Consider the following 14,548-nt stretch of genomic DNA (forward strand, 5'->3'; position numbering starts at 1 on the left):
CCGCCGTCAGGCCCAGCCGCCCCCGATCACGCCGCCGGGGACGCCGGGCGCCGGGATCTGCTCCACCAATCCCTGCAGCCCGAAGCGATCGAGCCCGATCGTCATCAGCGACAGCGTGCCGCGCAGCTGATCCGCGGTGATGTCGCGGGTGATGAACACCATGCGCGTGCGGCGGTCCTCGGAGGGCCAGTCGTCCAGCTCCACCGGCGGGTGGAACAGATGCTGCACCCCGTGCACCACCACCGGCCTGGGATGATCGCGCAAGTGCACGATTCCCTTCACGCGAAGGATGTCCGCGCCCTTCAGGCTGGTCAGGATGTCGATCCAGCGCTCGAACGCCTCGGCACGCAGCGGCGCATCGAAGGTCAGGCAGGTCGCGCGGATGCGATCGTCATGGCGGTTCACGTCGTGATGGTGATGGTGGTGGTGGTCACCATGCCCGTGCCCGTGCCCGTGTGCGGCGTCATAGGCCTCCGCCTGCAGCCAGCGCTGCACGTCGAGGCTCTTGGTCTCCGGATTGTACAGGCCGGCATCGAACAGCCGGTCGGCCTCGATCACGCCGTGCAGCACCGGCACGATCGGCGCCGCCGGGTTGATCGCGCGCAGCCGCGCCTCGATCTCGCGCCGCGCGTCGCTGGACAGGAGATCGATCTTGGTGAGCACGATGCGATCGGCGACCGCGGCCTGGCGCACCGCTTCTTCCTGGCTGTCGAGCGTCGCCATGCCGTTGAACGCGTCCACCGTGGTGATCACGCCGTCCAGCCGGTAGAGCGTGCGCAGCTGCGGATCGGTCATCAGCGTGTGCAGGATCGGTGCCGGGTCGGCGAGGCCGGTCGTCTCGATGACGACGCGATCGAACCAGCAGCGGCCTTCGCGCGCGAACCGCCAGGGCGCATCGCGCAGCGTGGCGCGCAGGTCGCCGCGGATGGTGCAGCACAGGCAGCCGCCCATCATCTCGACGACCATGTCCTCGTTGGACCGCGCGATCAGATCATGGTCGAGGCCGACCGCGCCGAACTCGTTGATGATCACCAGCGCGCGGCGCAGCTCCGGCATCCGCACCAGATGATTGAGCAGCGTCGTCTTGCCGCTGCCGAGGAACCCGGTGAGCACGCTGATCGGGATCAGCGCCTGTTCGCCCGCCATCACGCCGCTCATTCCGGCAGGCTCGGCGCGGGAGCCGGATCGATCGCGAGCAGCAGGCGCGTCTCCCCCGTATCGCCGATCGGCGGCGAGCGATGGAGGATCGCCAACGCCTCCGTCGCCAGCCGGCCCTTGAAGATCGCGACGTCACCCGTGCGCATCTGGCGGATCGGCGTGTCGGGGCCGGCGTCGCCGTGAATCCACTGCGTGCCCGTTCCCATCAGGGTGGTAAGCAGCCGCGCCGTCACATGGTCTGCATGGAATTTGTGGCAGGCGTCGGTCTCGATCACCTCGAGCCGGATGGCGAGCGCGTCGATCTGCTGGACCGCGGCGAAACGGCGGGCGTGGTCGATCATTTCCCCTGCGAGCGCGTCGCCGCGGGCGCCCGCCGGGTATCCGGCTTCCGCCAGCCCCTCGGCGACGTCCGCCTCCAGCGCCTCCAGCGTCGTCGTGAAATCCAGGTCGTCGATCTTCGACCAGTCGAGCTGCGGCAGCCAGGCGAGTGCCAGGGGCAGCGGTCGGTTCCAGATCGCGAGGTGTACCTCCGGGCGCACCACGGCTTCGAGCACGCCGGGATCGCCGCGCTCCAGCGCCACGGCCGGTGCAGCCGTGCGTTGCCCCGCAGCGGCGATCATAGCGACACCTCGCCTGGCGCGGCATTGGAGAGACACTGGTTGCGCAGAAACGGCGCCTTCAAACAACGCTTGGTCGCGCGGCCTGGGCCGGCAGAGTCGATGGAAACCAACCGACGATCCTTGAACTGAGGATATGATGTATCATCTCTATCCGTAAAATGGATGAGGCTCAAGCCGCAGCGCGGCGGGAAGGCAGGAATGGTGCAGGACGAACGACGTGCAGCGGCGGGGTGGCAAGGGAGGCTCGATGGGCTCGGCATCTGCGCCTCGGCGCTGTGCCTGCTGCATTGCCTCGTGCTGCCGCTGCTGCTCGCCGCGCTCCCCGCGCTGGCGGCGCGGTTGGGGCCGCACGACAGCCTGCACTGGCTGGTACTGGCGATTGCGCTCCCCACCGGAGCGATCGCGCTCGGCGGCGGCTGGCGCCGTCACCGCGCAGCCGCGCCCTTGATCCTGGGGGTAATCGGGCTGGCGTCGCTCGCCGCCGGCGTGGCGCTGCCGATGCGGGAATTGTTCGAAACCGGGCTCACCGTCGCCGGCAGCCTGCTCCTCGCCGGCGCGCACCTCGCGAACTGGCGACGGCGTGCCGGTCCGCTCGCGTGGCGCCGCCGTTGCGATCTGGCGTGCTGACGCTCGGGCTACCGACAAATAAATGTAATAGAATATTGTCACATGGACCTCGCCACGCCACAGGGCGAGGACCGGAGACATGATGATGCACGATGACGAGACCCTCGCCCCCGAACGGGCTGCCGCCCCCGACGCCGTCGCGAATCCCGAGCGGCGCGCGCTGCTCGGCGCGGTCGGCATGGCCGGGGTATTGGCGGCCGCGCCGTCCGAAGCCGCCGGGCGCGGCGCGGGAGGGTTGACCGAGATCGAGACCGTCGTCGTGATCTACGCCGAGAACCGCAGCTTCAACAATCTGTTCGCCGGCTTCCCCGGTCTCGCCGACCCGCTCGCGGCGGCGGCGCCTGCCCGCACCGCCCAGCGCGATCGCGACGGATCGGTGCTGAAGGCGCTGCCCAAGATCTGGGAAGGCATGGTGCCCGACGAGCAGGTGGTCGAGCATCGCCGCTACAAGATCGGTCCGGACGATCTGCCGCCGCTCGCCAACGCGCCCTTCGCGCTGGCGACGCCGGAGGGCGATCCGCTGCCGCACGGCGTGGTGACGCGCGACCTGGTCCACGCCTTTTACCAGAACCAGCTGCAGATCAACGGCGGCCGCAACGACGGCTTCGTCGCCTGGGGGGACAGCGGCGCGCTGGTGATGGGCCATTATGGCGAGGCCTCGGCGAAACTCCGCCTGTGGCAGATCGCGCGCGAGTTCACGCTGTGCGACCGCTTCTTCATGGGGGCGTTCGGCGGTTCCTATCTCAACCACCAATATCTCGTCGCCGCCCGCCCGCCTTTCTATCCCGATGCGGACAAGGGCCCGGCACGCGGCCGCATCGCGCAGGTGGAGGGCAACGACACGACCGGCATACGTCTAAAGCTGAAGCCGAGCTCGCCCAAAAGCGCGCTGGACGGGCCGCCCGATTTCGTCCCCAGTTCGCTCACCCCGGATTTCTGGTCGGTCAACACGATGCTGCCGCCCTATGCGCCGACCTACCAGCTCGATCCCGAGCGGCCGGGCTATGCCGACTGGAGCGACGCCAAGACGATGGTCCCCCAGCGCCACGCGACGATCGGCGACGTGCTTTCCGCCAAGGGCGTGTCCTGGGCCTGGTATGCCGGCGGCTGGGCCGCCGCGCTGGCGGGCCACGCGAACGACGGCAGCTTCCCCAGCCGCCCCAACTTCCAGCCCCATCACCAGCCGCTCAACTATTTCGCGCAGTTCGCGCCCGGCACGGCGGCGCGCGCCAAGCATCTGCGCGACGCCGGCGAAGGCGAGACGCCGCGCACCAACCACTTCCTCGCCGACGCGGCGGCCGGCACGCTCCCTGCGGTGAGCTTCTACAAACCGCAGGGCAACCTCAACATGCATGCCGGCTATTCGGACGTCGAGGCCGGCGACCAGCATATCGCGGTGGTGGTCGATGCGCTGCGCCGCAGCCCGCAATGGCACAAGATGCTGGTCGTCATCACCTTCGACGAGAATGGCGGCTGGTGGGACCATGTGCCTCCGCCCAAGGGCGATCGCTGGGGCCCGGGCACCCGCATCCCGGCGGTGATCGTCTCCCCCTTCGCCAAGCGCGGCCATGTCGACCACACCGTCTACGATACCGGCTCGATCGCGCGCTTCCTCACGCGGCGCTTCGGCCTGCCCCCGCTGCCCGGCCTGGTGGAACGCGAGCGCGCGATGGTCGCCGCAGGCGGGCCGGCGCCGGGCGACCTCACCGGCGCGCTTACGATCGGCTGAGCGTCTCGGGCGACGCGAACCGCGGCGCACGGTCGAAGTCCGCCTTGCCGAACGGTCGATCGTGGAAAAGATAGTCGTAGTAGAAGGCCCGCAGCCGCGCGTGGAAGGCGCGGATGCGGTCCTGATAGGCGAGCTGGGCGGCCAGGTCGGTATCCGCCAGCCGCGTCAACAGCGCCTGCACGCCCACCGAGGGCAGCAGCCAGCCCAGCGCCCTGCCCGCCGCATCGCGCCGCTCCAGCCCGGCACGATAGGCGCGGACCCGCGAAGCGACAGCTTCGTCGCCATTCTGGTGGAAGGCGAAATACCATTTGTAGTGGAACTGCGACCCCAGCGGCGGCGAATCCGCCCATTCGGGATGCGCGGCATAGAAGCGCCGCATCGTCGCTTCGCGCGGGATGTCCCAGGCGCGGTTGACCGCATCGCGCTGCGCGAGCGCGATCTCGGCTCCCTGGTCGACCGGGACCGTTTGGTTGATCAGCACGTTGGCGAGCGTCGGCACGATCAGCACCAGCACCAGCCACGCCGCCGCCAGCGTCGCGGCATTGGCGACCGAGCTCCAGCGCAGCCGGCCCACCAGCGCCGCCAGCGCGACCCAGAACAGCAGATAGGCCGCGATCACCACGAGCACGAGCAGGATGGCGGGCGCGCCCACGCCTTCCACAACGGCAGCGACGACGAAGGGCAGCGCGAGCGTCGCCCAGAGCAGCCCCAGCCGCAGCGCGGTCCGCCGCCGCCAAAGTGCCGCGCCGCCCCGGGGCAGCGCCTCCAGCGTGCGCTGGCGCCCGGCCTCGCGCTCGCCCGAGACGAGATCGTGGAACAGCGCGATCACGAACAGCGGCGAGAGGAAGACGAGGACGAAGGCGAAGTCGAACCGGCCGGGCAGCGCCAGCTCCGGATTGAAGGTGTCGCCGTCATAGATCTGCGCTTCCAGCCCCAGCGCCCGCACCCGCAGGATGTACGGTGCCACGTCGCGCATCCCCAAAGCGGCGAAGGCGAGCGGCGCGGGGGGATCCCAGGTCGCGTGGAAGCTGTAATAGGCGGCGCTGCCGGCATCCTTCTTCTGATCGACCCAGGCGGCGATCGCGCCGATATCCTCCGCCTGCGCGGCGGGGATCGCCGCGATGGCGGCGCGCTGGCGCGCGACTTCGGCCATGCCCGCGGCGAGCGCAGCCACGGTGAGGAGGCCGAGCAGCGCGAGCGACAACAGGGTAAGCCGCTGGCGAAGCAGCAGCCGGACTTCGTGCAGGAACAGGGTCATCGAAAGGCTCCCAGGCGCCGGGTCGCCAGCGCGAGCAGCAGGCCGACGACGGCCAGCCAGGCGAGCAGCACGGCCAGCCCGGGCAGCGCTGCCTTGGCGAGCGCGGTGCCGCTCGGCGCGACGAAGGTGAAATCGGGCATGGCCTGCCAGTTGGCGGCCGAGACGCGCTTGCGGCGATCGGCACCCGCATCCTCGGCGGTATCGTCGCTGTAGCGCACCTTCTCCGCCTGCATCGCGTTCAGCCGCTGGACCAGCGCGTAGCGATAGGCTTCGGCCTGTTCGAGGAACCTGCGGTGCCCCGCAAAATCGGTACCCGCGGCCGCCATGGACAGCGAGCGGATCGCGATGGCCGGGCTGAGCACCGCGGCGGTTTCGACGATGGCGTTCTGGCGTGCCTGCGCGGCGTAGCTCTGGCCGGCATAGCGATCGAAGAGCGCCGTGGTCAGCCGCTCGCCCTCCACGCCGAGCAGCCCCTTGTAGTTGACCGGCAGGTCCTCGACGCGGGTCACGCCGTAGCGCGCGAGTACCGCGTGCTTGAACTTGGCGAAATGCGGATCGTCGGGATTGTGGCTGTCGCCCATCCGGCGGAGGTCGCGGGCGATGGCGACATCGGTCTGGAGGCGGTTCTGCAGCGGCACCGCCGCGCTGGCGACATCGGGGGCAACGCGCGGCAGCAGCACCACCGCGATCGCCCAGAGCGCGACGAGCGATAGCAGCGCGTCACGGCTGCGGCGGACCAGCGCCGAGACAAGCAGGATCAGCACCACCCACAGCGCCAGATAGACGCAGTATCCCAGCGCGATCACCAGCATCGGCAGCGCCAGCGCGCCCGGCTGGCCGGCGATCAGTGCGAAGCCCAGCAGCGCCGGCAGCGCCGCGAGGATCGCCACGGTGGCGAGCGCGAGCAGCTTGCCGGCAACGATCTGCCGCCGCGTCACGCCCTGCAGCATCAGCAGCCGCATCGTGCCGCGTTCGGTCTCCCGCGCGAGGGCACCATAGCCGAGAAAAACCAGCAGCAGCGGCGCCACCACCTGCAGCACGAACGCCGGGGTGAGCTGGCCGAAGCGGACGAGCAGCGAGCTCTGCCGGACATCGCCGAAATTGGCGGTGTTCTGCCGGTGCCCCTCCAGGAACATGCTGTTGCCGGTGAACGCGTCGACGCCGGGGTCGAACGCCGCCAGCGGCCCCAGCGGGCGGAAGATGAAATGGCCGTAATGCACCACCCGGTGCGGGTGCCGGTCCGGCTGGGCGTGGAACGCATCCTCGGCCGCCTGGGCATGCCGCGCGCGCAGCTCGGCCATGCCGCGCTGGTGCGACCAGCTGCTCGCCACCGCCACCAGCGTCAGCAGCACCAGCAGCGCAAAGGCGATCATCGCGACGCGGTTGCGCAGCATCAGCCGCAGCTCGTCGCGGGCGATCAGGCGAACGACCTTCATGCCGCAGCCTGCGCTTCGCCGGCCTGGAAGCGGGCGTGGAGCGCGCGGACATCGAAGCGATCCGGTCCTTCCGCCAGCACTTCGTAACGGACGCGGCCGGCCTCCAGAAAGGCGATGCGGTCCGCCACGTCGGCGGCGGAGAGCAGGTCGTGCGTGACCATCAGCACCGCGGTCCCCCGATCGCGCACCTGCAACACCAGCGCGTTGAAGTCCGCCGTGGCGCGCGGGTCGAGCCCCGAGGTCGGCTCGTCGAGCAGCAGCACCGGCACCGCGCGCAGCAGCGCCACCGCGATCGCCACCTTCTGGCGCATGCCCTTGGAGAAGCCGTCGAGCCGCTGGTGCCAGGCGCGTTCCTGCAGCCCGGCGGCGGCCAGCGCGTCGGTGATCGCCCCGCGCGGCTGACGTTGGCCGGACAGCGCCAGCAGATAGTCGGCATTCTCTACCGCCGTCAGATGCTCGTAGAGCGCCACATTTTCCGGCAGATAGGCGATCCGGCGGCGCGCGCCGTCCGGGTCGGTGCCGGGATCGATCCCGCAAACCGCGGCCCGGCCCGCATCGCCGCGCGCAAAGCCCAGCAGAACCGAGAGCGTCGTCGACTTGCCCGCGCCGTTGCCGCCGAGCAGCGCCGTGATGCTACCGGCCGCGACGGCGAGCGATAGCGCGTCGAGCACCCGGTGCGGGCCATAGCTGAGGGTCAGTTGATCGAGCAGGATCGGCGGTTCGACAGCGGTCACGGGGCTTCCTCGGCTTCGGGAGGTAGATGATCGGAACATGAATGCGACGTTATACCGTCCCTCTGCCGCCGAAGTCGTTGCTTGGCTAGACGAAGATTCGTCCCGCAAACATTTTTCACGATGGGAGGGACGGCCGCAGCGACATGAACCGTCATGCCGGTCGGGCGGCCAGGGGCATAGTCGCGGCGCCGTCCGCCGGTCCCGCACGGCGCTGTTGCCGCGTCGCATGGGGATGCAGCCGCCGCCGGCGCTCGTCCGCATGGCTTGTGCGGATGCACGCGCGCGGCGATGAAGCGGCATGGCTCCCGAACCGACGCTTCGTCTCGACTGGGATGATCTCAAGCTGTTCGTCGAGATCGCCCGCACCGGCACGCTGACCGCAGCCGCCGAGCGTCTGCGGCTCAGCCAGCCCACCGCCGGCCGGCGGCTGCGCGGCCTGGAGGAAGCCGTCGGCGCGGCGCTGTTCCAGCGCACGCCTGCCGGCTTCCGCCTGACCGACGAGGGCGAGGCGATGCTCGTCCATGCCGAGCAGATGGCGGAGGAGGCGGTTGCCCTGCAGCGCAAGCTGATCGGCGGCGCGCGCGGACTGGAAGGGGTGCTGCGGCTCTCCACCTCGGACTGGGTTTCGTCGCGGGTACTGGCGGCGCCGCTGGCCGGCTTCGCGATCGAGCATCCCGGGCTGGTGGTGGAAGTGCTGGCCGACTCCCGGCTCTATGATCTCCAGCGGCGCGAGGCCGATCTGGTACTGCGCTTCGTGCCCTTCTCCGGCAGCGACATCGTCCAGCGCCGCTTCCTGCGCATTCGCTATGCGTTATATGCCGCCCCCGCCTATCTGGAGCGCTGCGGCGATCCGCGCGCGAGCGGGGACGGCAACGGCCATCGGCTCGTGACGATGAACAGCGCGCTCGATCAGCTGCCCGACGTCGCCTGGCTGCGGGGCCGCTGGCCCGCCGCCCTGCCCGCCTTCCGCAGCAACAATCGCGAGGCGCAGGGTGCTGCCTGCGTCGCCGGCGCCGGGCTGGCAGTACTGCCCCGCGTGATCGGCGATCAGTTGCCGCTCGCCCGCCTGGAGAGCGAGGCGCCGCCGCCGCGCGACCTGTGGCTCGGCTATCACCAGGATCTGCGGCGGTTGCGACGGCTTCGAACGCTCGTCGATATGCTCGTCGCCGCATTGCCGCCCGAACTCTGAACGGCATGCGTCACCGCATGGAGGTCGTGCGGAACTGGGCGTGGCAAACCGCATTCGCATGGGCAATCTGAACCGCGAACGATCATCAGGAGGTTCGACATGAAAGCCATCGGTTACCACCAGCCCGGCAGCATCGACCGGGACGACGCGCTGCTCGACCTGGACATTCCCGCGCCCACCCCCGGCCCGCAGGACCTGCTCGTCCGGGTGAAGGCCGTCTCGGTCAATCCGGTCGACGTGAAGATCCGCGCCGGCAGCCCGGCGCCCGAAGGCGGGCCAAAGATCCTGGGCTGGGATGCGGCCGGCATCGTCGAGGCGGTGGGAGATGCCGTGACGTTGTTCCGTCGCGGCGATGCGGTCTTCTACGCGGGCGACATCACCCGCCCGGGCGCCAATGCAGAACTGCACACGGTCGACGCGCGTATCGTCGGTCACAAGCCGACCAGCCTCGACTGGGCCGAAGCCGCCGCGCTGCCGCTCACCGCGATCACGGCCTGGGAACTGCTGTTCGAGCGGCTGAACGTGCCGCACGGCCGCAAGCAGGCGCAAGGCAGCCTGCTGGTGATCAACGGCGCCGGGGGTGTCGGTTCGATCCTGATCCAGATGGCGCGCCGGCTGACCGGCCTCACGGTCATCGCCACCGCCTCGCGCCCGGAGACGATCGCCTGGGCCGAGCAGATGGGCGCGCATCATGTCATCGACCATCACAAGCCGCTGGACGAGGAACTCGTCCGCATCGGCCATCCGGAAGTCCACTATGTCGCCGGCCTCACCGCGTCGGATCGCTACCTGCCGCTGTTCCCCAAGATCGTCGCGGCGCAGGGGCACATCGCGCTCATCGACGATCCCGCGCACTTGGATATCGTGCCGCTCAAGCGCAAGTCGATCACCGTCGCGTGGGAGCTGATGTTCACCCGCGCAATGTTCCACACCCCGGACATGATCGAGCAGCATCGTCTGCTGGAGGAGGTAGCACAGCTCGTCGACGCCGGCGTATTGCGGACGACCTTGCGGGAGCGGATCGCCGGCATCCATGCCGCCAATCTGAAGCAGGTGCACGCCCTGCTGGAAAGCGGTCGCGCGATCGGCAAAACCGTGTTGGAAGCGCTGTAATCAGCCTGATGCCGCCTGCGGTGCAGGCCGGCGTATCGATCGCGCCGCTGCGGCGCGATCTCCCGACCGACCCCGCAGGGCCGGTAAACGCCGGGCCCCGAAAGGCCCGGCGTGAACCCATTACTTCTTGCCGAGCGTGAGGCCGCCGAAGCGCTTGTTGAAGCGCGCAACCTGGCCACCCTGGTCGAGCAGCTGACCGCGACCGCCGGTCCAGGCCGGGTGCGCGAGCGGATCGATCTCGAGCTGCATGAGATCGCCTTCCTTGCCCCAGGTGGAGCGCGTCTCGTACACGGTGCCGTCGGTCATCTGCACCTTGATCATGTGATAATCGGGGTGGGTGTTCTGCTTCACATCGAATTCCTTGAAAGAGGCCGCCGGTTTCCGACCGGCAGCGGACGCGCGCGCCTAGCAGAGCTGGGGCCCGCACGCAACCTCATTGCCGCATGCGCCACCAGCGGCGGAGCGCAACGAGCGACCAGATCGCCTCGACCAGCCCGAACGGCCAGGCCCCCTGCAGGAAGCCATAGGCCGATCCGAGCAGGCAGGCGCCGGCAAAGCCGAGCACCCACCAGGTCGAGCGCGCCTCCAGCGCATAGGTGACCAGCATCGCCGTCACCGCGAACAGGCCGAACCAGGTCAGTGCGTCCATGGTCCGGCCCTGGTCTCGATCACGTGGCGGGCGCATCGGCTATCATCGCGGTGAATTCGCATTCCGCCGCCACTTCGCCGTCGATCAGCGCCTTGCCGGCGAACTTGCTGACGCGCGAGCGCTTCTGCACGAACTCGACGTGCAGCTTGAGCAGCACGCCCGGCTCCACCGGCTTGCGGAACTTCACGTTGTCGATCGCCATGAAGTAGACCAGCTTGCCCGAGCCGCCGAGTTCCATCGACTCGACCGCCAGCACGCCCGACGCCTGGGCGAGCGCCTCGACGATGAGCACGCCCGGCATGATCGGCCGACCGGGGAAATGGCCCTGGAAAAAGGCCTCGTTGATCGTCACCGCCTTCACCGCCACGATCGACTTGTGGAGGATCAGCTCCTCCACCCGGTCGACCAGCAGCATCGGAAAGCGGTGGGGCAGCGCCGCCATCACCCGCCCGATATCGAGCGGACCGATGTTGCTGCCCCCCTGCTCTTCCCCGCTCACCGCGGTTCGGGCTTGGCCGGCTTGGTCGCCGGGGCGGCGGCCGGACGGGCGGCACCCGGTGCCGCGGCGGCACCCTGCTGCTGCTGCTGCTGCGCGCGGGCGGCGGCGAGCTGATAGGCGCGACGCTTCAGCTCGTTCACCTGCTGCTGGAACTGCACGGTGCGCTGCTGCGGCTGCCAGTTGGCCGGCGGGGTGATCGCGACGGTCGGGGTCTTGTCGAGCTCGGCGACGACGGCGTCGCTGATGTCCACCGCGTCGGGGGCGTAGACGATCGCTTCCGGCTGCAGGATCACGTTGACCTTGCGGGCGTTGACGACCGACATCTGCGCCGCGTCATACAGCGCCAGGATCTTCTCGAACGCGAACAGCTCCGCCAGGATCGACGGCATCTGCAGCTTCTGGATTTCCTCGTTCGCCTGGTTCTGCAGGGTCATCAGCTGGGTGTAGTTCGGATCCTTGCGCGCAGCCGCGGCCTGCTCTTCGGCTTCCGAAACCTGGCCGTCCTTGTTGGTGTCGATCGTGGCGATCAGCGCACGGGCGTCGGTCTGGAACTTGGTCTGGCGGGCCTGGATCTGGTCGCGCACCGGCTTGTAGGTGGTGTCCAGCTGGCTCTCGGCGGTGGTGAACGCCTTGGCGCGGGTGATCACCTCCATCGTGTTGATGGTGGCGATGCCGGCGACCTGCGCCGAGGCCGGCGCAGCGACGGCCATCGCCGCGGAGGCGGCGAGCGCCGCCGCGAATACACGGTTCTTCGTCATTAGAACTGAGTCCCTACGTTGAAAGTGATGAGCTTCTTGTCGTCGCCGGGCTGGCTGACGATCGCCTTGGCAAGGTCGATGCGCAGCGGGCCGAAGGGCGAATTCCAGTTGACGCCAACACCCACCGAGATGCGCGGCGACGCGGTGCTGCCGCGATAGGCCTCGTAGAAGGGCGAAGTCGAGGTGAAATACTGCGTGTTGACCGAGGTGCCGGCGCAGGCGTCGGTCGTGCCTGCGGCATAGCCGACGGTGCAGCGCGTCAGCAGGCCCTGGTTGGTTCCCGAGCTCACCGTGTACAGCGGGTTGCCCGCGCTGTCGAACACCGGATCCTGCTTCACCAGCAGCGTCGGGGAACCGTCCTTGTTGAACAGCTTCTTGCCCGAGGCGTCGGTCGCCTGGGTGAAATAGTTGTTCGTGGTCGGCTGACGGATCGAGAACAGCGAGCCCATCTGGACATAGATGGACGGGCGCAGGCCGAGCTCCGCCGCACCCGAGCCGAGCGGCAGCTCGAGCTCCGCCTTGGTCAGGTAATAGGCCTTGCCGCCGAGCGCGTCGTCGATGACCTGGTCGCGGTTGGTGATCAGCGCCTGGGTGCCGGCAAGCGGGTCGCCGCTATACTGGTAGCGCTGCACGCGCGGGCCGACGCCGCGAATGTCGAAGCCGCGGAACTGCGGCTCGCCGAGGTAAAAGCGATCGGTGATGCGGACCTCGGTGCCGTCGAGGCTCTTGATCACGCCGCCCTCGCCGGTGACCGAGAAGACGAAGCCGCTGCCGAGGCCCCAATATTTCGCGCCGTCGACCCGTCCGCGAACGTACCGGACGTCGCCGCCCAGCCCGGCCACGTCGGCACCGAACGAGATGCGCTGGCCGCGCGTCGGGCGCAGGCGGCTGTTGAGGCTGTCATAGATCAGCGACAGGCCGACCAGCGAGGTCAGGCGATTGCCCACCGCTTCGCAATAATAGCGGCCGGCCTTGAACGGATCGCACTGGCCGTTGGTGTAGAAGGTCGCCTGGTCGAGCGTGACGTCGTCCTTGGCCAGATAATAGCGGCCGGACAGCGTCCAGTATTCGGTCAGCGGCAGACCCGCGACCAGCTGGAAGCCGGTCGACACCTGGCGATAGGTAGTGTTGCGGTTGGTGCCGAGATAGTTGAACGAGTTATAGTCGCGACGGAAGATCGTCGCACCCAGCGCGATGTTGCTGTCGAACAGATACGGCTCGGTGAAGCCCAGTTCCACCGACTTCGAATAGCTCGAATAGTCGGCCGAGATGCTCGCCGTCTGGCCCATGCCGCGGAAGTTGCGCTGGCGGATCGAGGCCTGGAGGATGAAGCGCTCGAGGCTCGAGAAGCCCGCCGACAGGGTCAGTTCGCCGTTCGGCTTCTCTTCCACGTTCGCGCCGAGCACGATGCGGTCGGGCGCCGAGCCTTCCTTGCGCTCGATCTCGAACTTGTCCTGGAAATAGCCCAGGCTGTTGATGCGGTCCTGCGAGCGCTTGACCAGGAAGGTGTTGAAGGCGTCGCCCTCGGCCACGCGCATTTCGCGGCGGATCACCTTGTCCTGCGTCTGGCGGTTGCCGGTGATCTCGACCCGCTCGATATAGGTGCGGTTCGCCTCGCCGATGTGGAAGTTCATCGACATCGTCAGCGCATCCTTGTTGCGCTGGAAGTCGGGGCGAACATCGGCAAAGGCATAGCCGAACAGGCCGGCGGTCTCGCTCAGCTGCTCGACCGTGTCCTCGACGGCCTTGGCGTTATACCACTGGCCTTCCTTGATCGGCAGTGCCGCGGCGAGCTTCTTGTCATCGAAGTCGCGGATCGCGCTGTCGACCGTCACCGGGCCGAATTTGTAGCGAGGGCCTTCCTCCACCACATAGGTGATGATGAAGTCCTTCTTGTCCGGCGTCAGCTCGGCCACCGCCGAGATCACGCGGAAATCGGCATAGCCCTCGGTCAGGTAGAACTGGCGCAGCTTCTGCTGGTCATAGGCCAGGCGATCCTGGTCGTACGACGTGTTCGAGCTGAGGAAGTGCGACAGGCTGGCCACCTTGGTCGCCATCTGCGCGCGCAGCTTCTTGTCGCCGAACACCTCGTTGCCGATGATGTTGATCTGGCGGACCTTGGACTTCGCGCCCTCGTGGATCTCGAAGATCACGTCGACGCGGTTCTGGTCGAGGCTGACCATCTTCGGCTCGACGCGCGCGGCGAAACGGCCCTGGCGGCGATACAGCTCGATGATCCGCGCGATGTCGGCGCGCACCGCGGTGCGGGTGAAGATCTGACGCGGCTTGAGCTTGATCTCCTTGTCGATCTTGTCCTGCTTAAGCCGCTTGTTGCCTTCGAACACCACGCGGTTGATCACCGGGTTCTCGCGGATGCGGAGCACCAGGTTGCCGTCCTCGACGCCTTCGATCGCCACGTCGGCGAGCAGTTCCGAGGCGAGCAGGTCCTTGATCGCCTGGTCGATCGTCTCGTTGGTATAGCTGTCGCCCACGCGCAGGCGCGTGTAGCTGAGCACCGTCTCCGGCTCGATGCGCTGCGAGCCTTCCACCCGCAGCGACTTGATCGTGCGCACCACCGCCGGCGTCGCCGGAGCGGGTGCAGCCTGGGGCTGGGCCGCCGGCGCCGCGGGCCTCGCCGCGGTCTGCGCCTCTGCCGGCGCTACCACGCCCGACAGGATCGTCCCTGCCAACAGCGTAGCCGTCGCCCGCGCGCCCAAATTGCTTGCCTTGATCGCAGTCACCATCCCACCCCAGTCGGAATCCAAATATTGCCGGAAC

14 protein-coding genes are annotated in these 14,548 nt (G+C 68.6%); 4 read left to right on the forward strand and 10 right to left on the reverse strand.

The genetic code is table 11. The features are described from left to right. Positions 1–6 precede the first annotated feature (6 nt). Both CA234_RS11555 and CA234_RS11560 read right to left on the reverse strand, forming a co-directional pair. Positions 7–1,158, reverse strand: coding sequence for a GTP-binding protein (locus CA234_RS11555; protein ID WP_125974338.1), 1,152 nt, complete (start codon positions 1,156–1,158; stop codon positions 7–9). Then, a complete protein-coding gene (locus CA234_RS11560) occupies positions 1,155–1,778 on the reverse strand; it encodes a DUF1826 domain-containing protein (protein WP_125974340.1) in 624 nt (207 codons plus the stop codon). Before CA234_RS11560 ends, CA234_RS11555 begins: the two co-directional genes overlap by 4 nt. A 162-nt stretch (positions 1,779–1,940) precedes the next feature. On the opposite strand from CA234_RS11560, the gene CA234_RS11565 reads away from it, so the two are divergent. Together CA234_RS11565 and acpA are read left to right on the forward strand one after the other, a co-directional pair. Next, positions 1,941–2,405, forward strand: a complete 465-nt coding sequence (locus CA234_RS11565; RefSeq protein WP_241213469.1) for a MerC domain-containing protein — start codon at positions 1,941–1,943, stop codon at positions 2,403–2,405. A 79-nt stretch (positions 2,406–2,484) separates the two neighbouring features. Then, positions 2,485–4,134, forward strand: a complete 1,650-nt coding sequence (gene acpA / locus CA234_RS11570; protein WP_241213470.1) for an acid phosphatase — start codon at positions 2,485–2,487, stop codon at positions 4,132–4,134. Here the strand turns inward: acpA and CA234_RS11575 are convergent. From CA234_RS11575 to CA234_RS11585, 3 genes are read right to left on the reverse strand one after another with little or no spacing between them, the layout of a single operon-like run. Continuing rightward, positions 4,121–5,392, reverse strand: coding sequence for a DUF3526 domain-containing protein (locus CA234_RS11575; protein ID WP_125974342.1), 1,272 nt, complete (start codon positions 5,390–5,392; stop codon positions 4,121–4,123). The two genes, acpA and CA234_RS11575, sit on opposite strands and share 14 nt — an antisense overlap. Then, the gene (locus tag CA234_RS11580) at positions 5,389–6,828 is read right to left on the reverse strand and encodes a DUF3526 domain-containing protein (RefSeq protein ID WP_126001756.1); all 1,440 of its coding nucleotides are present in this window, start codon (positions 6,826–6,828) and stop codon (positions 5,389–5,391) included. The genes CA234_RS11575 and CA234_RS11580 overlap by 4 nt, the downstream gene beginning before the upstream one ends. Continuing rightward, on the reverse strand, positions 6,825–7,601 hold the full coding sequence (locus CA234_RS11585) for an ATP-binding cassette domain-containing protein (protein WP_126001757.1): 777 nt from the start codon (positions 7,599–7,601) through the stop codon (positions 6,825–6,827). Before CA234_RS11585 ends, CA234_RS11580 begins: the two co-directional genes overlap by 4 nt. A gap of 259 nt (positions 7,602–7,860) precedes the next feature. Between CA234_RS11585 and CA234_RS11590 the strand changes: the two genes are divergently transcribed. Next, the gene (locus tag CA234_RS11590; protein WP_126001758.1) at positions 7,861–8,751 is read left to right on the forward strand and encodes a LysR family transcriptional regulator; all 891 of its coding nucleotides are present in this window, start codon (positions 7,861–7,863) and stop codon (positions 8,749–8,751) included. A 99-nt stretch (positions 8,752–8,850) separates the two neighbouring features. After that, a complete protein-coding gene (locus tag CA234_RS11595; RefSeq protein ID WP_125974350.1) occupies positions 8,851–9,864 on the forward strand; it encodes a zinc-binding alcohol dehydrogenase family protein in 1,014 nt (337 codons plus the stop codon). A 120-nt stretch (positions 9,865–9,984) separates the two neighbouring features. On the opposite strand, the gene rpmE is transcribed toward CA234_RS11595, so the two are convergent. The 5 genes from rpmE to bamA all read right to left on the reverse strand — a co-directional run bounded on the left by rpmE (position 9,985) and on the right by bamA (position 14,514). Next, positions 9,985–10,215: a 50S ribosomal protein L31 gene (rpmE, locus tag CA234_RS11600; RefSeq protein ID WP_064313046.1), complete on the reverse strand. Its 231-nt coding sequence runs from the start codon at positions 10,213–10,215 to the stop codon at positions 9,985–9,987. A gap of 82 nt (positions 10,216–10,297) precedes the next feature. After that, positions 10,298–10,513: a hypothetical protein gene (locus tag CA234_RS11605; protein ID WP_125974352.1), complete on the reverse strand. Its 216-nt coding sequence runs from the start codon at positions 10,511–10,513 to the stop codon at positions 10,298–10,300. 19 nt (positions 10,514–10,532) lie between these two features. Beyond that, a complete protein-coding gene (gene fabZ, locus CA234_RS11610; RefSeq protein WP_126001759.1) occupies positions 10,533–11,012 on the reverse strand; it encodes a 3-hydroxyacyl-ACP dehydratase FabZ in 480 nt (159 codons plus the stop codon). Continuing rightward, complete coding sequence (locus CA234_RS11615; RefSeq protein ID WP_125974357.1) at positions 11,009–11,770, reverse strand: OmpH family outer membrane protein; 762 nt, start codon at positions 11,768–11,770, stop codon at positions 11,009–11,011. Before CA234_RS11615 ends, fabZ begins: the two co-directional genes overlap by 4 nt. Then, a complete protein-coding gene (gene bamA / locus CA234_RS11620) occupies positions 11,770–14,514 on the reverse strand; it encodes an outer membrane protein assembly factor BamA (protein ID WP_206431178.1) in 2,745 nt (914 codons plus the stop codon). Before bamA ends, CA234_RS11615 begins: the two co-directional genes overlap by 1 nt. Between the last annotated feature and the right edge of the window lie 34 nt (positions 14,515–14,548).

Source organism: Sphingomonas sp. ABOLE, from assembly GCF_003950455.1.
In the GTDB taxonomy this organism is placed as follows: domain Bacteria; phylum Pseudomonadota; class Alphaproteobacteria; order Sphingomonadales; family Sphingomonadaceae; genus Sphingomonas; species Sphingomonas trueperi.